This is a genomic window from Bifidobacterium thermacidophilum subsp. thermacidophilum DSM 15837 (genome assembly GCF_000426425.1).
GTDB lineage: Bacteria > Actinomycetota > Actinomycetes > Actinomycetales > Bifidobacteriaceae > Bifidobacterium > Bifidobacterium thermacidophilum.
Map to the genome: position 1 here is coordinate 68,802 of NZ_AUFI01000009.1, position 21,860 is coordinate 90,661.

A 21,860-nucleotide genomic window follows, 5' to 3' on the forward strand; every position below is an offset into this window, starting at 1 on the left:
CGACCGCGAACACGCGATTCGCCCCATCCTCCCCCACCTTCTACCGACGACGGCGGGGTGCTGAGCGTCGGCAGAAACAGAAAGAAAACCGTCTACCGACGCTGAGCGGGGTGTCAGTGCTGCAGACGGTTTGTGTGTGCTCGCCCGCGGGGCTGTGCGGTGCAGGAGGCGGCGCGGGCGGCGGCGAACCCGAGACTACTCGAGTTCGAGCGCTCCGGTGTACAGCTGGTAGTACTCGCCGCGCTGAGCGATGAGCTCATCGTGGTTGCCACGTTCGATGATCCGGCCGTGGTCGAGTACCATGATCACGTCCGCATTGCGGACAGTGGACAACCGGTGCGCGATCACGAAAACCGTGCGGCCCTTCATCAACGCGTCCATACCCGCCTGCACGACCTCTTCGGTGCGGGTATCGATCGAGCTGGTCGCCTCATCCAGAATCATCGCCGGCGGATCGGCCACAGCAGCGCGCGCAATCGAAATCAACTGTCGCTGGCCCTGCGACAGACCGGAACCATCACCGGACAGCACGGTGTGATAGCCCTCCGGCAGCATGCGGATGAACCCGTCCGCATTCGTGCGTTTCGCCGCCTCGATGCATTCCTCATCCGTCGCGTCAAGACGCCCGTAGCGGATGTTGTCCATCACCGTGCCGGTGAACAGGTTTACGTCCTGCAGCACGATGCCGAGCGAACGGCGAAAATCCGGCTTGCGGATGTTGCGCACGTCGATGCCGTCATACAGGATCTGGCCTTCCTGAATGTCGTAGAAGCGGTTGATGAGGTTCGTGACCGTGGTCTTGCCCGCACCCGTCGCACCAACCAGCGCGACCTTCTGACCCGGCTTGGCGAACCACGTGATGTCATGCAGCACAGGCTTGGACGGATCGTAACCGAAGGTCACATCGGTGAAGCGCACATCGCCGCGCAGCAGCGTGTACCGGCCGTCCGGCGAAGTGATTGCACTCTCCTTGGCCTTGGCGGTGACTTCACGGGCCTGGCCGCGCAGTTTCGCTGCGGCGGCGAGCGAACGCGTTCCGTCATCATCCGCGGCACGTTTCCACGCCCAATGCTGCGTCTCCCGGTCGGTTTCCGTCATCGTGCGCCCGTCTTCGCTGAGTTCGACGTTGACGAGTGTGACCGTGCCCACCGTCGGCTTCCACCGGTTCGTCCATGAGCGCAAAGATGCGCGAGGCACCAGCGAGCGCCATCATGACCATGGTGAACTGCATGGAGACCTGGCCGAGCGGGTTGATGAATCCGCGCGACAGGGTGAGCATGGCGATGACCGTGCCGAGAGTCATGGTCCCGGCGCCGCCCAAGCCGAAGTTGTGCATGCCGGACAGGCCCGCCCACGCGCCGAGAATCGCGGTGGCGGCATAAAGCAGGTAGCCGGAGTTGTTCACGATCGGCATGGTGATGTTGCCGTAGGTGTTCGCCTTGGCGGCCGCATCGAACAGTTCGGCGTTGCGGCGGTCGAATTCGCGTTGCGTGGCGTCCTCGTGGTTGAACACCTTGATGACTTTCTGACCGTTGACCGCTTCCTCGACGAAACCGTTGACATCGCCGAGCACGCGCTGCTGACGCACGAACTGGCTGCCGGAGCGGGCGACGAGCTTGTTGACGAACACGAACAGGATAATCGCGAACGCGAGGGTGAACAGCGCGAACGGCACGGACAGCCACATCATCGCAATCAGGGATGCGAGCGCGGACAGCAGCGAGGAGAACATCTGCGGGAAGGACTGCGAAATCGCCTGCCGCAAGGTGTCGGTGTCGTTGGTGTACCGGCTCATCACGTCGCCGTGCTCGTGGGTGTCGAAGTAGCGGATCGGCAGACGCTGCTGGTGGGCGAACATGTCGTCGCGGATCTTCTTGAGCGTACCCTGTTCGATGTCGATGATCAGCCAGCCCCACAGCCACGCGCAGAACGTGCCGACCGCGTACATGATGGACAGCAGCGTGAGCGCGCGGATCAGCGGGCCCCAGTCGGGGTGGGTGGCGGTGACCAGCGGGATGATGTACGTGTCGACGAGCCGCTGCAGGAACGCGATGGACAGCGCCTGCGCGGCGGCAGACACGATGATCGACAGGACGACGATGACCAGACGCACCGGGTATTGGGAGATGTAGCCCCACAGGCGTTTCACGGTGCCGCGCGTGACTTTCGGGCGCGGCTTGCGGCCGGTGCCGGTTGCGGGGGTCGCAGTGTCGGAGACGCCTGGCTGCGCCGACGCGTCAGACGGCTTGACTGGCTTGGTATCCGTGGATTGCGTGGTGTTCTGCGTGCTCATCGTGCCTCTCCTTCCTGGGTGGTGCTTGCGGTTGCCTCGGCGGCGGCGGGGGCGGAAGCATGGGAATCAGCGGAAGCCTGGGAATCCTTGGAATCCGTTATTTCCGTAGCATCCGCTTCGCCGTGGTTCTTGGTCTGCAGCTCATAGATCGCGCGGTATTCATCGCTGGTCTTCAACAGCTGCTCATGCGTGCCCTTGTCCATGATGCAGCCGTCCGCCATGACCAGAATCATGTCAGCGTCCTGCACGGAACTCAACCGCTGGGCGATGATGATCTTCGTGACATCCGGCGCCTCGGAGCGCAGGCCTTCGCGAATCAACTGGTCGGTCTTGGTATCCACCGCGCTGGTGGAATCGTCAAGAATCAGGATCTTCGGGTTTTTCAGCAGCGCGCGGGCGATGCACAGGCGCTGACGCTGACCACCGGACACGTTCGTACCGCCCTGTTCGATCATGGTGTCGTACTTATCGGGGAATTCCTGGATGAAGCCATCCGCCTGCGCAATCTGAGCGGCGTGTCGAATCTGCTCGTCGGTGGCGTCCGGGTTGCCCCAACGCAGGTTATCGGCGATGGTGCCGCTGAACAGCACGTTCTTCTGCAATACCATGGCGACCTGGTCGCGCAAGACTTGCAGATCGTATTCACGCACGTCATGCCCGCCGACCTTCAGCGAGCCTTCAGTCACATCGTATAGACGCGGAATCAGCTGCACGAGGCTGGATTTGGACGAGCCCGTGCCACCGATGATGCCGACCACCGAACCTGAGGGGATATCAAGATTGATGTCGTCAAGCACCGGCTTTTCCGAATTGCGCGAATAGCGGAAGGTCACATGGTCGAATTCGATGGAACCGTCCGGCACCTGCTCAATCGGGTGGTCGGGGTCGGTGACGGTGCTGCGCTCCTGCAACACCTGGCAGATACGCTCGGCGGACGCCTGCGAGATGATGAACATGACGAACACCATCGAGATCATCATGAGCGCCATGAGGATCTGCAGCGCGTAGGTCACCAGTGCGGTCAGGCCGCCGGTGGTCAGGCCGTGCGCCGCATTGTTCCCGGAGGCCACGATCTGCTGCGCACCCATCCAGGACACCGCGAGCAGGGCGATGTAGATGCACGCGTCCATAAGCGGGGCGTTGAAGCTCAGTATGCGTTCCGCCTTGACGAAATCACGGTAGATGGCGCGGGAGATGCGGCCGAACTTCTCGATCTCATGGTCTTCGCGGTTGTATGACTTGACCACGCGGACGCCTTGGAGATTTTCATCCACGTCGTTGTTGAGCTTGTCATAGGTATGGAAGACGCGCTCGAAAATCGGGTGCACCAGAAGGACGATCGCGAACAGCGCGATGCCGAGAATCGGGATGATTGCAAGATATACCAGCGAAATCGGCTTGCTGATGCGGAACGAGCAGATCCATGCGGCGATCATCATGACAGGGGCGCGCACGCCGATGCGGACGATCATCTGGTAGGAGTTCTGCAGGTTGGTCACATCGGTGGTGCTGCGGGTGATGATCGAGCCGGTGGAGAAACGGTCGATATTCGTGAAGCTGAAGCCCTGCACCTTGGCGAACACGTCGTGGCGGAGGTTCTTCGCGAAGCCCGCGGAGGCGACGGCGGCGAACCGGCCGGCAAGCGTGCCGGCGGCAAACGAGACGAGCGCGCACAGGAACAGGATCAGGCCGAATTTCCACACGGCGGGCATGGAGCCGCCGGAGATGCCCTGGTCGATGAGGTTCGCCATGACCGTCGGGATGACGATTTCCATAATCGCCTCAACTGCGACGGCGAGCGGTGTAAGCAGGCTTTCCTTCTTGTATTCGCGCAGGCTGTGCAGCAGGGTACGGATGACGTGCGTGGGTTTCGCCGGTGCATCGGCGGCGGCGCGCGTAGTCGCGGGTGTGCTCGTGGTCACTGGTTGCGTTCCTTTCCTTCCTTGGTGTTCTGCGGGCATTAGAGGGGCTCTTGGCTCGGCCGGCGGCCAATGGATTTGCCGCGGGTAATCCGCAGAGACTCTTGGTATTGGGGCTGTCGCTGTTCTTGGTACTGAGGTTCTTGGTTCTCGATCGGCTGCTGCGACGGCGCCCGTGTGGGCTGGGCGCGGGCGGCGACATCAAGCGCGGCGTCCATATTATGACGGAGCCTGCCGAGATAGTCCCTCAATTGTGCAAGTTCGCCGGGCGTGAAACCATCGGCGAGGATGTCTTCGGTGCGATCACCGTTGGCGGCGAGGTCGGCGACAATCCGGTCGGCCTGTTCAGTGAGCACGATGCGCTTAAGCCGCGCGTCACGGGCGACCGGCTGGCGCACAATCAGCCCCTTGCGTTCCATGCGGGTCAGTACTCGGGAGGCGGTGGACCTGGTGATGCGGAAGCATGATTCGATGTCATGCTGGAACACCTCGCGGTCGCGGTGCCGGTCAAGATACATGATGATATTGGCGTTGCCGTCGGTTGCCACGCGCGCGTTGGCCGGCATGGTCAGGCCAAGATAGCGGCGGACAACCCGGCTGAGTCCTTGGATTTCAATGGCCAGCGGAAGCGGATCGCAACCGGGCGAGGCCATGGCCTTCGGGAGGGCACCGCTGGGGAAGGCATCGGCATCTGGCGGCTGGGTAGTCTCCGATGCGGTGCGTTGCCGCGGATATGCGCCGTCGTCTGCGGTAACGTGCGTATCCGCAGGATTGCGCGCATCCATGGAATCGGTGCCTGTGACCATGCGACCTGCTCCTGTCTGATTGTTGTAAGGCCGGGCTTGCAATTGACGACTGCCGTCGATTGTTATGCGCCGTCTTGGAATCACATCCTAATAGGTAGCTCATACAACAGTTGTATATGCAACATTTGGCGTGTCGAACCGGTTTGTTGCTGGTAGTCGGCTCCCTTATTCACCCTGATGCCAACGCCGCGCGCGCCTCCGCCGCATCATGTATGCAATCGCATACGCACCCCGGCAAGCCCCAGTCATCCCGCAGCATCGCGCCTGCAACGCATGTCCCGACATACGCAACACGACAGATGCATCGCCCCACCAACCCAACCACACGACATCACCCCCATCACGCATGCCACGACATACATGACGCAGCAGATGCACTACTCAGAGCCCCAACCCCCACTGCATCACGGCCGCCGCGCATCCCACGGCATACGCAAACAACAACCGCACCACTCAACCGACCCAACCACACGACATCACCCCCATCACGCATGCCCTGACACACACAACACAACAGACCCTCAGCAATACCACCGAAACCACATCGCACCACTCACGCCATGCATCCGCCGACATACATAGCTCATCAGATGGGTCGGCATCGAGCTTAGGCACGACCACATCACGCTCGCGACGCATCCCCGGCACTCATTGTTTGAGATCGGTCGGCAATGGCATTTGATCGGTATCCATCGAGAGCCGCCGGCTGGTACATCTGTGTATCACGTGCCGGACACTGCTATCTGCGTTATCTGCAGTACCTGCTGGAGACTATCTCGCGTATTTGTGTTCGCCGACGTCCGATACCCGCGGTAGCGCTGTTGATATTCTGCGGGTCGCACTTCGAGGTTGCGGCCACCAAGAACACAGATAGCGGAGATGCGCTTCAGGAAGTACTACAGATAAACGAGATACGAACCCGCGGCATGCTTCACGGGCAACCGACGACGACGCCAGTCAGCAGACCGAATCATGACGTCGCCCGCACCGACTTCCCGAGGCCCGCCCGTTGTGCGAGAATCCGCTCACACAATGACGGCCCGAGGATTGCACGGCGGGTGATTTGGTCGGGATAGACGGCACCATGTGAGGATTGGCTCACACAGTGACGGTCCGAGCGGTGGCTGGCGACTGGCCCGATTGGGTCGAGCGTCATCATGCGAGGATTCGCTCGCACAGTCACGGTCTGGACAACTCCGGGAGACTGGTCTGGTCGGGATAGACGGCGTTGTGCGAGGATCCACTCACACAATCACGGTCCAGGCACACCCGGACGGGCAATGCAGCCTGGCTGGGTGCGGTTGTGCGAGGATCCACTCACACAATCACGGCCCGGGCTGCTCCAGCAGGCCGGTTCGGTTGGATCAGGCGGCGTCACGCGAGGATCGGGTCACACGGAACATAATTAGCGCCATGATTTCGCCGGCGACCGCCATGCCAAGGAACACGCGCATACTGGAGGAGAATCCGGCGATATATGCCTGCGCTTGTCCCAATCCTCTGGCAGCAGCAGCTTGCGATCCGCTGGCGATCAGCGCCGATGCGAGCGCCGTGCCGATCGCCCCAGCCATCTGCTGGACGGTGTTCAACACCGCCGACCCGTCTGCGTTCATGCGTTGTGGCAACTGGTTGAGCGCGTGCGTCTGGTCGGGCACGAGCACGCATCTGGCGAACGCGGAAAACAGCGCATACGATATCGCGACCGGCAATTCATGCCGGCATCCGAACATCATGTCCACATCCATCAGCGCGATGCCCATGAAGCCAACCGCAATGAACCGGGGTGGGAAATGGTCACGCAACAAGCCACCGACAAGCGGCGCGGACACCGCCCCGGCAACTGCCCCAGGCAGCAGAATCAGCGCAGCAATCATGCTCGAATGACCAAGTCCTCGCTGCAACAGAATCGGCAACAGGAAGTTCACGGCGAGCACACAGCCGGATGCCATCAGCTGAATCAGCATACCGAGCGTGAATCCAGGGTATGCGAAGGTACGCACCTGAATCAGCGGATGTTCCATGCGCAGCTGCACCGCGGCGAACACGGCCAACACCGCGATTGCGCCGACCAGAATCACCCAGAAGCGCCAATCGCCACGCCATTGCGTATAGCAACTCATCGCAAGAATCAGTCCGGACAATCCCAAGGCGATCAACAGCAGGGATGGCAGGGATAGATACCCCCCGCTCCCCGTGCCGCACATCAGGCACGGTCGCCGAGCCGAGGATGAGCGAGACCACCAGAAACGGAATCATGGTGTAGAAAATCCAGTGCCAGTTGAGGAATTCCATAACCAGCCCGCCGAACACCGGGCCGATTGCGGGCGCCGCGCATGTGACCAGACTGACCAGGCCAAGCATCATACCGCGTCGGTCGAACGGGGCCTGATCAAGAATGATGGTGGTCAGCAGGGGCAGCGAAACGCCGGTGCCCAAGGCCATGACCAAACGGGCGGCGAGCAGCATCGGGAAGTTCACGGCGAGCGCACCGATCAGCGTGCCCGTGCCGAACAGAGCTACGGCGGCGACGAACAACGCACGCGTGGGGAAGGTGCGCACGAGGAACGGCGAGGTCGGGATCGCCACCGACAACAGCAGCAGATACCCGGTGGTCAGCCATTGCACCACGTCGGCAGACAGCGAGAATTCACTCATCAGGGTGGCGTACGAAATGTTGAGCGACGTCTCCGACAGGATGCCGAGGAAGGTGAGGACGGACAAGGCGATGACAACGACGATGAGCCGTTTTTCACCCATGGTCTGACGGCGTGCAGGACCGGATTTGCCCGCAGATACCGGCGTGGCGGGTGCGGGTACGGATGATGGTGACGACGATTCCGCTGGCGACGATGGTGACGATGGTAACGTGCTCATACCGTCCAGCATAGGCATTTGTTGTATATGCAACAATCAGCGTGTCACGGTGTGGACGGCCGACACTGCACGATGCTGCGAGCGCACACCGCCGGCAAATACCCCGCGCCCCGCTTCTACCGACGCTGACTGGCGCTCAGTGTCGGTAGAAGGTTACGGAACTGCTTCTACCGACACTCAGATTTGCCTCAGCGTCGGTAGAAGGTACAACAAACCGAACACTGGGGCGCCACTATCCACTGACAACCGGCAACCAACCACCGACCACCGACCACAGCGCACCCGCCAACAACCGTCACCCGCGGATGCGCCGGTATTCGTCGAGCATGAACCGGGCGACCTCCAATCCTTCCTCGCCGAGAATCATCTGCAGCGAGTTGACCGGCGCGGCCATGAGGAAGATCCGCATGACCCCATTCTGCGGCAACCGGGGTAGTCTCCCCTGATCCGCTTCCCGTCCAACCGCTTCAACCACGCGCGCACCGACCGGATCGGCAGCCCACTCGCCGAACGTAGACCATTCGTCAAGCGGCATGGTTTTCCCGTCCCCGTCAAGGTGCGCCGGAATACGCGCGACGATATCCCGGCTCGACGTACCCACCTCGACCGTGTAATCGCCGGCCTCCACATGCCAGTCGTCGAACCGTTGCGACCAGTAGGCGAACGCACGTTCGTCGAGCGTGATGGACACCGCCTTGGACTCCCCCGGCGCCAGATCGACACGCGCAAAACCTTTCAACTCGTGAACCGGCCGTGCGACCTGCGACTTGCCGGGGGCGACATAGATCTCGACGACTTGTGCACCCGGTGCATCTGACGTGTTCGTCACCGTCGCGTCAACCCGCACGACGGCTCCACACGCACCATCCACATGCGCGGCACCATCCGCTCGCGCAACATCGTTCCCCTGCGCCGCGTCGCCGGCAGCCCGCTCAGCAGCAACCCGCGCTGCGTCATCCACCCCCAAACGCCGCACGCGAGCGTCATGCACGTCAAAGGTGGCGTAGCTCAACCCGAACCCAAACGGGTAGGCGACCGGCTTGCGGTACGTGTCGTAATAGCGGTATCCGACGAACACGCCTTCGCCGTAGTCGACATGCCCTTCCTCACCAGGCCAGTTGAGCATGGTCGGATCATCGTTAATATCAAGCGGGATGGTTTGCGCGAGCTTGCCTGACGGGCTAACATCGCCGAATACCACGTCGGCGAGCGCATCCCCGCCGGCCTCACCGAGCAGCCAAGATTCAAGGATCGCCTGGGCGTCATCGCACCACGGGGCCACAGAGACCACCGAACCATTGGACAAGATGACCGCAACATGCGGGTTGACGGCAGAGATTTTGTGCAGCAGGCTGGTCTGTTTGGCGGGGATGTCGAGGCTGGTGCGGTCGAACCCCTCGGATTCCGCGGCTTCCGGGAGCCCCATGAACATGAGTACGATGTCGGCGTGACGCGCGGTTTCGATGGCTTGCGCTTCGAGCACCGGGTCGGCAGGGTCAAGGTCGAGGGTGAATCCGGGCGCGAAATCAACCTGTTCGCCGCGACGGGCAGTGGCATCAAGGAACGAGGACATCCTGTCCGGCGTGATATGCGATGATCCGCCGCCCTGATAGCGTGCGGTGCGCGCGAATTCGCCGATGACCGCCACTCGCACACCCGGGCGCACCGGCAGTGTCCCCTGCTCGTTTTTCAGCAGCACCATGGATTCCCGGGCGGCGCGCCGCGCGATGTCGTAATGCCGGTCGCGGTCGTAGCGGTATCCGTCGCGGCTCATGGCCGGCTGCGCCTTGGCGACGAGGTCGATCATGCCTTGCGCCATGCTGTCCAGCTGCTCAGGCGCAATCCGCCCGTCGCGTACCGCGGCGACGATTTGGTCGTCCGTGCCGGATGGCGGCATCTCAAGGTTGAGTCCGGCGTTCAGCGAGGCAACGCGGTCATGGTCGGCTCCCCAATCGCTCATCACGATGCCCTGGAATCCCCATTCACGCCGCAGCACGTCGGTCAGCAGCCAGCGGTTCTGCGCGGAATGGACGCCGTTGATACGGTTGTATGAGCACATGACGGTCCACGGCTGCGCGGTTTTCACGATGTATTCGAAGGCCGGCAGATAGATTTCCCGCAGTGCGCGCGGCGATATGGTGGCGCTGATGCGCAACCGGTCAGTTTCCTGGTTGTTTGCCGCGAAATGCTTGAGTGATGTGCCAACGCCCTTGGATTGGACGCCTTCGACGATGCCGACGGCTTCATGCCCGGCGAGGAACGGGTCTTCGGACCAGTATTCGAAGCAGCGGCCGCCGAGCGGATTACGTTTGATATTGACGGCCGGACCGAGGATGACCGCGACCTTCTCCTGGATGCATTCCTCACCCATCGCTTCGCCGACTTCACGGACGAGCCCCGGATCCCAAGAACTGGACAATCCGGCGGCAGGCGGGAAGCAGGTCACCGGCACGGCATCGCCAAGTCCCGTCTTCTGCTCCTCGGCGGGTCGCGCCTTGCGCAGGCCGTGCGGGCCGTCGGTAATCATGTAACCGGGGATGCCGCACTCGTCGATGCCTTGCACATGCCATGCGTCAGCGCCTGAGGTGAGCGATGCCTTCTGTTCCAGGGTGAGGTCGTCAACACGGTGGCGGATTTCGGAAGCATTGCGTCCTTCATTGCCGCCACGGCCGTTCCCCTGCCGCGCTTGTGCCGGAGCCGGTGCCTTGTTTGTGCCTGTTGTCGCGTCCATGCTTCCTCGCTTTCCGACGTGGATGCCGCCATGCTGCGGCCGGTCTTACCGGATAGCATAGCCGGCCGCGCAACAACAGGCGTGTCGTTCAGGCCTGGAACACGTCGGGGTGGGCGGGGTCGCCCGGCACGTCGGCGAGCAGGCCTTCCAGCCCGAGGAATTCCTGCCAGAAGTCCAGCGGTTGGCCGTAGGGCGTCGATTCGGCGCCATGGGCTTGCAGGTTCGCCTTCGCCTCAAGCACATCCAAGTCGCTGAGCCCATCGAAGTAGGATGTCAAACGATCGAGGTTCGCATCGTTGTAGAACAGCGCGCCGATGACTTCCGTCAACCGTTGGGCGCGCTCAACCGGCAGCGAATCCCAATGACGCAATTCAATGAAGTTCTTCAAGCGCACATCGTTAAAATGCGTGGACAGCACGTGATTCACCTCGTACGCGTTGAGTTCGCGGTCAGGGTAGATCTCGCCGGCGTTATCGCGGAACGCGGCGCGGTGCTTCTGCGCCTCGGGCAGGCCCTCAGCCTCGGGGGTGTGGGTCAAATCGGCGAACATCATGGGCGTGCTCAGCACGTCCACCGCGTAATCCTCCCAACCGAAACGGTCATCGTACAGCCCAGGGATCAGGTTGGTCCGCTGGCAGTCGAGGAAATCCCACATCCGCTGACGCAACAGCGGGAACGGGTTCTCCACGCCTTCGAAATATGGGGTGTTGCGGAAGAACCACGCCAGAATCGGTCCGACCGCCGTGCCCACGCGCAGCTTGCGGATTGCGTCCTGCTCACTCTGGTAGTCGATGCTCACCTGTGTGGAGGCGGATCCGCGCATCATGCACAGGCCGTACTGGCCGACGCGTCCCAGATAATCGGTCATCGCCTCATAGCGACTTTTCGGGTTCACTGGAATATCGGCGTAACTGGTGTTCGGCTGGTAGCCGTAGTTGACCAGGCGGAAGTCAAGCGCATCGAGGATCGGATCGATCTCCTGGCGGAACCGACCGTATTCGACAGCCAGTTCCTCGGGGCTGTGCAGCACGCCGATCGAGCATTCGATTTGGGCGCCCGGCTCCAGTGAAATTGAAATACCCTTGCGGGCGAGTCCGACAAGCCGACCGTTCTCCCAATATTCCTTGTCGGCGTCATAATACGGTCGCATACGGTTGAGCAACTCCTCAACCCCGTTCGGCTCGTAATAGTTGACCGCCTGGTCGGTGCCGTTGCGTATGGGCAGATGCTCGATTTCCACCCCGTAGCCGTCATCGCGTTCCGGCTTGGCACCGCTTTCGAAGAAACGGACCAGGCTGTCGACGTGCTTGGGGTTGACGGTGGCATTCATATGCGCATAGCTGATGCGTGGTGTGCTCATGGTGCCATCGTAGGCGAAATACCGTCGTCACGCGCGCATTGCCGCGCCGTACGCTCTACGAAAAACTGATGGCGGCTTGCAAACCGTTCCGGATTGTCCGCCACGTTCAGCATGCCGTTCAGCTTGCTCAGGGCGCGTACAGACCGTTCGGATGATGCCGGGTCGGGCGGGTTGTTATACGGTTGGGCAGGTTTGAACGCTGAGCCGGGTCGGGCGGGTTGTATGCTTCATCCGGCTCAGTTCGTTCGCTCGCTTCAGTCCGCGGTGGACAGCGGAGCTTGCGCATCGCTTCCCTGCCCCGGCCGGTTGCCGGCAGCACCGTGCATCGGCTCGTCAAGATGAGCCTTGTGGTTCTTCTTGGCGGCGGCGATCATGAGCTTGAGCCGGTTGAGCTGGTTCGCCTCGGACGCGCCCGGATCATAGTCGATCGACACGATGTTGGCCTGCGGGTACAGGCGGCGGATCTTGCCGAACATGCCTCGCCCGGTCACATGGTTAGGCAGGCACGCGAACGGCTGGGCGCACACGATGTTCGGGCAGCCGGATTCGATCAGCTCGATGATTTCTGCGGTCAGCAGCCATCCTTCGCCCGCTTGCACGCCGACTGACGTAACCTCGTCGGCGGTCTTGACAAGCTGCTCCATGCGTTCGTCCTGGCTGAACTTGCCGTGCGCGGTGGCGATGGCGCGACGCACCGGATTAAGCCCGCGATTAAGGGCCCACCGCATGATCGCGTCCATAGTCTGGCTACCGCCGGTGCCCAGATGGTCCTCGTTCCACTTGTCGGTGTACGGGTGCTGGGTCATGAATTCGATAATGCCCGGCACCACAGCCTCGCAACCTTGCGCCTCGATCTGGTCAACGACATGGTTGTTGGCGTCCGGATGGTATTTGACGAGAATCTCACCTACCACACCGACACGCGGCTTGCGCGGGATATCCCTCAGCGGCAGCTCGTCGAAAGTGCGCACGATCTTCTTGAGCAGCTGCGGATAAACCCAATACCCCTTGCCGTACACGCGTTTGGCGGTCTTGGAATACCCGTGGTGTTCGATGGTCTCGCGCAGGATCGTATCCCACTGTTCGTATAGGGCGTTCGCGCTGCCCGGTTCCGCCTCGTAGGGGCGGACGCGGTACAGGCATTTCATGAGCAAATCTCCGTACACGAGCGCTTTGCCGGCACGCTCCAGCATCGCCGGTGTCGCCTTGAAGCCCGGGTTGCTTTCCAGCCCCTGGAAGCTCAGCGCAATGACCGGAATCTGTGGATATCCGGCGTCAATCAGCGCCTTGCGGATCAGACCGTAGTAGTTGGTGGCTCGGCACATGCCGCCGGTCTGCGAAATGGCGAGCGCCACATGGTTGGGATCGTACTTACCTTGGATGATGGCATCCACCAGTTGTCCGACGACCATGATCGCCGGATAGCAGGCGTCGTTGTTCACGTATTTGAGGCCGGTTTCCACGTCCTCGTTGCTCGCGTGCTTAAGTACGTCGCATTTGTAGCCGCCTGAGCGGATGACGGATTCAACCAGCGAGAAGTGGACGGGGCTCATCTGCGGTACGACGATGGTGTAGTCGCGCATGGATTTCTCGAAGCGGACCTTGTGCGCGTACCGGCTCATGGTGGCCTCGTTGCGAGCGGATCCGCCGCGCTTGCCAGTCTTCGCGCCGTCCTGCTGCGATGCTTGGGCATTGCGGCGCGCGGCCTTCCTGACCGCCTCGGTGAGCTTCGGGTTCTCGGCCATCACGGCGTCGAGCATCGCCTGACGTCCCGGGGTCGGAGCGGAGCCGCCGGTGTGGCGGAAGCCGCTGTCTGATGCGGTTTGCGCGGGCTGCGGTTCCAGCAATTCAGGAGATCCCAGCGATTCGGGAGATTCCGACGACTTGTGGCCGTCGCGCAATTCGGAGTTGCGTTCACGCTCCTCGACGGCGGCTTTCAGCGAACGCAGACGGATCTTGGCCGCGCCGAGGTTGCTGACCTCGTCGATTTTGAGCACGGTGTACACGTCGGCCTTGTCGGCGAGGATTTCGCTGACCTGGTCGGTGGTGATGGCGTCGAGGCCGCAGCCGAAGGAGTTGAGCTGCACGAGTTCAAGCCCCGGATAGGAGGACACGAAGCGCGCCGCCGCATACAAGCGGGCATGGTAAGCCCACTGGTTCTGCACGCGCAACGGCATGCGTGTGACCTTGCGGTCGCCCACCTCGCGGAATCCCGCAGAATCCTTGGCACGGGGGTTCTTCTCCCCCGCGGCCAGATAGTCGCTCAGATGCAAGTCCTCACCGGGCTGCAGCTCGCAAATCGAATCCTCGGAAAGCACGACCATACCCAGCGAGCAAATCGTCTCGGGAATGCCGTGGTTGACTTCAGGATCGATGTGGTAAGGCCGCCCGGCGAGCACGATGCCGCGGCAATCATGCTCCTTCATGTACGCGAGCGCGCGCAAGCCTTCCTGCTGCACGTCATGCTTGAACAGCTTATCCTCGGCGTATGCGGCCTTGACCGCCTCTTGGGCCTCGTCCATCGTCACGTTCGCCCATGCGAATTCCTCGACGATGCGCTTAGCCATAAGCTCATGGTTGGCGAGGTTGAAATAGGGGCGCATGTAGCGGATGCCGGGTTCGCGCAGTTCGGGCATATTCGCGCCGATGACGACCGGGTAGTTCGCGACGACCGGGCAATTGTAGTGGTTGTCGGTGTTGGGCACGAGGTTCTCCTCGTAGCTCACGCACGGGTAGAAAATCGTCTTGACACCCTTGTTGAGCAGCCATTTGATATGGCCGTGCACCAGCTTCGCCGGATAACAGATGTTCTCGGAGGCGATGGATTCGATGCCGGTTTCGAACAGTTCGTGGCTGGAACGCCCGGAGATGATGACCTTGAAGCCGAGATTGGTGAGCAGGGTGAACCAGAACGGGTAGTTCTCGTACATGTTGAGGACGCGCGGAATGCCGATTTCGCCGCGGGTCGCCTTCTTGTCGGTCAGGCGGCGGTAGGCGAAGCAGCGCTTGTACTTGTAGTCGTACAGGTTCGGCCGGTCGGAACGCTTCTTCTTCGCGTCGCCGCCGCGTTCGCACCGGTTGCCGGTCACGTAGCGCGAACCGTCCTGGAAGGTCGTGATGGTGAGCTTGCAGTGGTTCTGGCACAGCTTGCACACGTCACGAGACGTGGTCATTGACAGATTGTCAAGCGCCTGACCGCTCAGGATGCCGGAACGCGTATGCTCGGCGGCCGGATCATCGTCCGCAGCGTCGACATAATGCATGCGGGCGGTCAGGGCGGCGCCGTACGCGCCCATGAGACCGGCGATGTTCGGGCGGGTGACCTCGCGTTTGGTGAGCAGTTCGAAAGCGCGTAGCACGGCATCGTTGAGGAAGGTGCCGCCTTGGACGACGACCGTGTCGCCGAGCGCGTCGGCGTCACGCAGTTTGATGACCTTGTACAGTGCGTTGCGCACGACCGAATAGCACAGGCCGGCGGCGATGTCCTCGATGGAGGCACCCTCCTTCTGAGCCTGTTTGACCGAGGAGTTCATGAACACGGTGCAACGGGAGCCCAGATCTACCGGATGTGTGGAGTTCAGGGCTTTCTGCGTGAATTCCTCGATGCTCAACCCCATGGACTGGGCGAAAGTCTGCAGGAAGGACCCACAGCCGGACGAGCAGGCCTCGTTGACGGCAATCGAGTCGATAACCCCGTCGGTGATGGCGAGGTATTTCATGTCCTGACCGCCGATATCGATGACGGCCGTCACACCGGGGCTGACCATTTCGGCACCGCGGTAATGCGCCATCGTTTCGACAACGCCCTCATCCAGATGCAGGCCAGTGGAAATCAGGCCTTCGCCGTAGCCGGTCGCACAAGAACGCGCAATCCACGCTTCAGGCGGCAGCCGAGCCTGGATGCGTTTGACGATATCCACGGCGGCGGTCAGCGGACTGCCTTCGTTCGTGGCGTAGGAGGACCATACGATTTCGCGGTCGTCGTTGACGAGGGTCGCCTTGATGGTGGTCGAACCCGCGTCGATGCCAAGGAAGTGCGGGCCGGACGCCCCTTCGAGCGTGCCCACATGCACGTGTTCGCGATGGTGACGGGCATTGAACGCCTCGCGGTCCGCCTCGGTGGGGAACAGCGGCGGCATGGTCTTCGTATTGCTCGGCAGGTTCTTCAGTCGCTCCAAATCATCAAGAATCTGCGTGCAAGTGCGTGGTTCGGCGACCGTGGCGGTGCTTGTGTCGTCATCGTCGTCGTTGTCGTCGCCGGCGATGAGCGCGGCACCGAACGCGACATACAAATGGGCGTTGCTCGGAGTGATGAACTCGTCGACCTTGCCTTCGAGCGCACGGTGGAAGGCTTCGCGCAGCTCGGACATGAAGAACAGCGGCCCGCCGAGGAAGACGACGTTGCCGTGGATTGGCCTGCCGGAAGCGAGGCCCGCGATCGTCTGCGTGGCGACGGCGGTGAAGATCGAAGCCGCCAGATCGGGTTTCGCCGCGCCGTCGTTGATGAGCGGCTGCAAATCGGATTTCGCGAACACGCCGCAACGCGAAGCAATCGGGTACAAGGTCTGGTAATGCTTGGCCATTTCGTTGAGGCCGGCCGCATCCGTATCCAGCAGGGTGGCCATCTGGTCGATGAATGCGCCGGTGCCGCCCGCGCACGAACCGTTCATGCGCTGCTCAGGGGTGGGCTTCAAATACGTGATTTTTGCATCCTCGCCACCGAGTTCGATGATGACGTCAGCTTGCGGGATTTCCTGGTCAATCGCGCGGGTTTCGGCGATGACTTCCTGGATGAAGGGCACGTGGATGTTGTCGGCGAGCGTCAGGCCGCCGGAGCCGGTGATTGCGAGCCGAATCGGCTCATTCCCGCGTCCGAGCTTGTCGAGCGCAGTGCGGATGTCCTCAAGCAGCCCGGCCACTGTGGCGCGGACGTTGGCGTGATGGCGCCGATAATCGGAGAACAACACATCGTCAAGCGTGTCGCCCTGATCGAGCACGACCGCCTTGACCGTGGTCGATCCGATGTCGAGACCGACACGCAACGGTTTCCTCCCGTGTTCGCCGGTCATGACATGTTCTCCCTGTTCCACCATCTGCACCTCATATCCATTGTCGGCGGAGTGCCGGGCGGTGCCGACATCAAACCGTGCACCTGCCCGCCCCGCCGAATTTCCTCTAGTGAATGCTAACGCATACGGACGTCAGCAGAACTCGCCCCCAGCGAAACAGGACAGATGTCGGGTATCTGTCCCGCGGATTTGTGCTACCCGCGAGTTGGAACACGCGCATGCCCGGTCAGGAGCGTGCCGGTGTCTTTGCCGGCATCCGGCGTTTCACCGCGGCCGACACCGCGGCGGTCGCCCGCATAGCGCCCCAGGCGAGCAGGGTGACTACGAGCGCGACGAGCACGCCGCCGACTAGCAGACGCACGGTCATCGGCACGTCGATGCGCCCCGACAGCGCGCGGATGGTGCGCTTGGTGTCGGCAGTGGTGGGCGCGGTTTCGGAGGTTGTGGCGGATGCATCGCAGGATGCGGCATCGGCGGGGCCGGACGAGTCGCTTGCAGGCTCAGCGGCAGTTGCGGTCGCCGTGGCTGGCTCAATCCATCGCGTGGGATGGTAGAGCATGCGCAACCGTGTAGGTATCGGCGTGGCGCGGACGCTGTCGGCATGCGTGCGCAGGTACCGCAGTTTGTCGCATCGCCAGACGGAATACGCGATGACCGCGCCCATGAGTGAGGCTTCCGGGCCGACGCCCGCGCCGGCGGCGAGGATAATCAGCGCGATGAGCAGGTCACGCCATGCGGTGTGATAGTTGATAGCTTCCCCGCGTTTCAGGGCGCCGAGAACATCACGCGTGGTGTGTGGAATGTCACCCCAGCGTCGTTTGCCCCAGACCAGCAGCAGGGTGCCCACGACCGCGACCGACACGGCGTACGCCCATCGCGACGGCACACGGACCGCCCGCACCTCCCAAATCAGCGTAACCGCGGTGTTCTCCACCACGAGGAACAGCACAGCAATCGCAAGGACGATCACGCTCAGCGACGCCGCATTACAGCGCGTACCTGATTCGTTTCATCACCCTCGCCACTGCAATCGCCCATCCCTCACAAACCAGCTAAGCAAACAGCCCTCCCAGCGTAGACAGTTTGTGGGAAACAGGCGCAAGACGGACGCACGCCGGGTGATTTACTGTTCGGCGGAGATGCTGTCGTTACCTTCCCCGGCGGCGCGATCCTTGCCATAGATTTCCGGGATGAAGCGCTCCTGGTCGTGCAGTTTGCTCCAGATGACAGGCTCGCCCGCCGCAAAGGATTTCTGCACGTCGATGATCCGCTGATTGCTCGAACCGCGGAATTGCAGCAAAGAATCGTGCAGGTCCTTGATATACCGGCCGTCGACGAGAATATCCATCTCGTGCAGCAGGTCGAGTTTGTCCGGGGTTTCGCCGGGGCGCATGAGCTCCTCCCACGTGTAGCCGGTCCAGCACCAGATGTCTTTCGTATGGCCGAAACGTTCGCGGATTTTGCGTGCCAGCGGCAGCAACACGCCCGTGTTGAGCAAGGGCTCGCCGCCGAGGAAGGTGATGCCCTGCACGTATGACTGGGACAGGTCGTCCATGATCTGCGCCTCGAGCGCGTCATTGTATTCATGGCCTGCTTGGAAATCCCAGATCGACTTGTTGTAGCATTCCACGCAGTGGAACGGGCATCCGGACACGTACAGGGAACAGCGGATGCCTTCGCCATCGGTCATAAGGAACCGCTTGTAGTCGGCGATCATATTGTGGCTCATCCGGTTCGTCCACTGCCCGGCTTTCGGGTTGTTCGACCGGTTGGTCGGGATGAACGGACCGCGGTCGGTCTCCCCCGCCGCGAAATCGTGCAATGTCGTTGCTGCCATCTGTACTCCCCTGCTCCTTAGCTTCTTGTTGTATTCCGGGCACGCCGCCGAAGCTTGCCCGCACGGCAATGACGGCCGTGTGCAGCGTGCATCACGGCCGTCATCATTGTTTCCCGGTTCGCCGCCTCCGGATATCCGTCTGGCGGCCTGCTCCCGGTATTTTCCGGGCTATGTTTTCCGGATGTTGCGCTCCGGATTATGCGCTCCGGGCTACTTGGTCTCCTCGAACCATTCGCGCTCGGAACCGTCCTTGAGCGTCACATGGCCGGTTTCGCCGCTCATGTGCTTGACGCGATGGGCGATTTCCTCGTGACGGCCATGCACCATCGGGCGCTGGACCGGGTTGCCGAGGTATCCGCACGTGCGCTTGGTCACATTGCACTTGTCAGGGTCGGAGTTGCCGCACTCGGGGCATTTGAAGCCCTCTTCGGTCGGCTCGAAGTCACCTTGGAAGCCGCACACGAAGCAGTGATCGATCGGGGTGTTGGTGCCCAGGTAGCCGATGCCGATTTTGTAGGCGTAATCCCACACGGCCTCGAGTGCCTTGGGATTGTCCTGCAGACACGGGAACTCGCAGTAGTTGATGAAGCCACCGGACGCGTAGTAGGGGAAGTCCTTCTCGTAGTCAAGCTTCTCCATCGGCGTCGGGGACAGCCACACCGGGTAGTGGAAGGAGTTGGTGTAGAAGTCGTGGTCGGTCACGCCTTCGACGCGGCCGAACTTCTCGCGGTCCATGCGGTTGAAGCGGTCGGTGAGGCTTTCCGCCGGCGTGGAGTACACCGAGTAATGGTAGCCTTCGGCCTTGCACCACTGCTTGCACAGCTGGTTCATGCGCTTGACGATGGACAGCGCGAACTCCTTGCCTTCCGGATCCCAGCTGTGGTCGCGCATCCAGTCCTTACCGTAGAACACAGCCGTCGCCTCGTACAGGCCGATGTAGCCCAGAGAAACGGTGGCACGCTCGTTGCGGAAGAGCTGGTCGACGTTGTCGTTGGCGCCGAGGCGTCCGAAGGCGCCATAGCGGAACAGGGTCGGCGCGTTGACCGGGGTGGCCTGCTTGCAGCGCATGATGCGGAACTGCAGCGCCTGGTGCGCGACTTCCATACGCTCGTCGAACAGCTTCCAGAAGCGGTCCTTGTCGCCGTGGGATTCAAGGGCGATGCGCGGCACGTTGACGGTGACGACGCCGAGGTTCATGCGGCCGTCCTCGACATCCTTGCCGGTCTTGGGGTCGATCCAACCCTGCAGGAAGGAACGGCAGCCCATCGGGGCCTTGAAGGAGCCGGTGATCTTGACGATGTTGTCATAGAAAACGACATCCGGGTACATGCGCTTGGTGGAGCATTCGAGCGCCAGCTGCTTCATGTCGTAGTTCGGGTCGCCCGGGTCGGCGTTGATGCCGTGCTTGATGGTGAACACGAGCTTCGGGAAAATCGCGGTATGGCGGTCCTTGCCCAGGCCGCGGATACGGTTGAGCAGGATGGAACGCTGGATTTCGCGGGCGAACCACGAGGTGCCCAGGCCGAAACCGACAGTCACAAACGGGGTCTGGCCGTTGGACACACGGTTGGAATTAATCTGATATTCCATGGTCTGCATGGCGTCATAAATCGCCTTGCGGGTCATGATCTTCGCATAGATTTCGCGAATCTGCTGGATAGGCTCGGCATCCGTGTCAAACGGGACGTCGTCGGGCAGCGGGGCACGGTTCTCGAAATGCAGACCGGACGGCTCCTGGGCCTTGAGTCCGCGCACGACGGTTTTCGCGGCTTCGACCGGCATATCGTCGGGGAACATGGCATGGGCCATCTTCAGATGCTTTTCATAGTCGAGCTTCGCATACGGCTCAAGCATCTCGTCGGCGCGGTTGACGGTCTGGCCGCCGTACTGTGCGCCCGCGATGTCCTTGATGATCTGCGTGATCTGCGTGGCGGCGGTGCCGATGGACTTCGGGGAGTCCATCATCGCGTTGCCAAGCTCGAACCCGTGGGCGAGCATGTCGCCGAAGTCCGGCAGCGAGCAGTTGGTCATCGCAGTGAACGGCGAGTAATCGGCATCATGGAAGTGGATGTCGCCCTTCATATGGGCGTTGGACACGGCGTCAGGCAGCATGGAGAACGCGGACGCCTTGGAGACGGCGCCGGCGAGCAAGTCACGCTGCGTGGCATAGACGTTGGAATCCTTGTTTGCGTTCTCACGCACGAGGGATTCGTCGCGGTTGACCAGACGGCTGACCGCTTCGTTGATATCGGTGGCCTTGGCGCGCTCGATGTCCTTGTTCAGACGATAGGTCGTGTAGTTGCGGGCGACCTCATACAGATGGTCTTCGATGAGGCCGTGCTCGACCAGGTTCTGGATGTCCTCGATCTTGGCAGGACCGTTGTAGCGTTCCTTGATTTCGCCTTCGACCTGGTTGGCGAGGTCGCGAATCAGCTGCTCCTCCTCCGGGCCGATCTCCTTGTCGAGATCCTTGAAGGCGGACTTGACGGCACTGATGATGTTAATCGGGTCGAATTCGACGATTCGGCCGTCACGCTTCTCGACGAGCACCTTGCCCATATCCGACTTCCCTTCCGCGACGGTGTCTGCCACATCGCTGTCCGGGGTGGCGGTCCGAGGCACATCAAGAACCTGCATGTCCATTGAGTTCCGTCCTTTCCCTTGGCCGGGCGCCTCCCGGCCTTCATCGTTCTGTATTTGCCACATCGACTGTACCACGAGATATAGTGCACAATCACCGCGTGTTGCCCAAGATATAGTAGCAATCCGCATCGTTCCGCCGATAAGCGGCAAATGTGATGAGGATTACACGAGCACCTCAGCGTGTCGTTTCCGACACGCCACCACCACCCATGAAAGAGTGATATACGCGGGCGCGCGCGCAATGAAATTGTCCGTTCGATGCGCAACAGTAGAGGCCATCAAACATCCGTCAGGCTACGTCAGCCGACGGCGGACGGGGTAGGGCAGT

At 61.7% G+C, this 21,860-nt stretch carries 9 protein-coding genes and 2 pseudogenes; all 11 read right to left on the minus strand.

Features of this window, described 5'->3' with window-relative positions; genetic code table 11:
• Positions 1-195: 195 nt before the first annotated feature.
• Positions 196-2,293: pseudogene (locus tag K315_RS09550) on the minus strand (ABC transporter ATP-binding protein).
• Positions 2,290-4,068, minus strand: a complete 1,779-nt coding sequence (locus K315_RS0105845) for an ABC transporter ATP-binding protein (RefSeq protein ID WP_238556488.1) — start codon at positions 4,066-4,068, stop codon at positions 2,290-2,292. Before K315_RS0105845 ends, K315_RS09550 begins: the two are co-directional and overlap by 4 nt.
• Before the next feature lie 185 nt (positions 4,069-4,253).
• Positions 4,254-5,018 (minus strand): MarR family winged helix-turn-helix transcriptional regulator, encoded by a 765-nt coding sequence (locus tag K315_RS10005; RefSeq protein WP_029576607.1) that lies wholly within the window; start codon positions 5,016-5,018, stop codon positions 4,254-4,256.
• Between the two features lie 1,364 nt (positions 5,019-6,382).
• On the minus strand, positions 6,383-7,138 hold the full coding sequence (locus K315_RS10715) for an MFS transporter (RefSeq protein ID WP_238556491.1): 756 nt from the start codon (positions 7,136-7,138) through the stop codon (positions 6,383-6,385).
• Between the two features lie 121 nt (positions 7,139-7,259).
• Positions 7,260-7,910: pseudogene (locus K315_RS10720) on the minus strand (MFS transporter); the annotation flags it as partial.
• A 277-nt stretch (positions 7,911-8,187) separates the two neighbouring features.
• Complete coding sequence (locus tag K315_RS0105860; protein WP_029576608.1) at positions 8,188-10,623, minus strand: glycoside hydrolase family 3 C-terminal domain-containing protein; 2,436 nt, start codon at positions 10,621-10,623, stop codon at positions 8,188-8,190.
• 88 nt (positions 10,624-10,711) lie between these two features.
• Positions 10,712-11,983, minus strand: coding sequence for a glutamate-cysteine ligase family protein (locus K315_RS0105865; RefSeq protein ID WP_029576609.1), 1,272 nt, complete (start codon positions 11,981-11,983; stop codon positions 10,712-10,714).
• A 254-nt stretch (positions 11,984-12,237) separates the two neighbouring features.
• Positions 12,238-17,076: an acyl-CoA dehydratase activase-related protein gene (locus K315_RS0105870; RefSeq protein ID WP_029576610.1), complete on the minus strand. Its 4,839-nt coding sequence runs from the start codon at positions 17,074-17,076 to the stop codon at positions 12,238-12,240.
• A 202-nt stretch (positions 17,077-17,278) separates the two neighbouring features.
• Entirely contained in the window at positions 17,279-18,022 is a 744-nt protein-coding gene (locus K315_RS10010) for a hypothetical protein (protein ID WP_029576611.1), read from the minus strand.
• 153 nt (positions 18,023-18,175) lie between these two features.
• Positions 18,176-18,889 carry an anaerobic ribonucleoside-triphosphate reductase activating protein gene (gene nrdG, locus K315_RS0105880; protein WP_081666414.1) on the minus strand — a complete coding sequence of 238 codons (714 nt, stop codon included), beginning with the start codon at positions 18,887-18,889 and terminating at the stop codon, positions 18,176-18,178.
• Positions 18,890-19,099: 210 nt separating this feature from the next.
• Positions 19,100-21,448 (minus strand): anaerobic ribonucleoside-triphosphate reductase, encoded by a 2,349-nt coding sequence (gene nrdD / locus K315_RS0105885; RefSeq protein ID WP_412170976.1) that lies wholly within the window; start codon positions 21,446-21,448, stop codon positions 19,100-19,102.
• Positions 21,449-21,860: the final 412 nt, after the last annotated feature.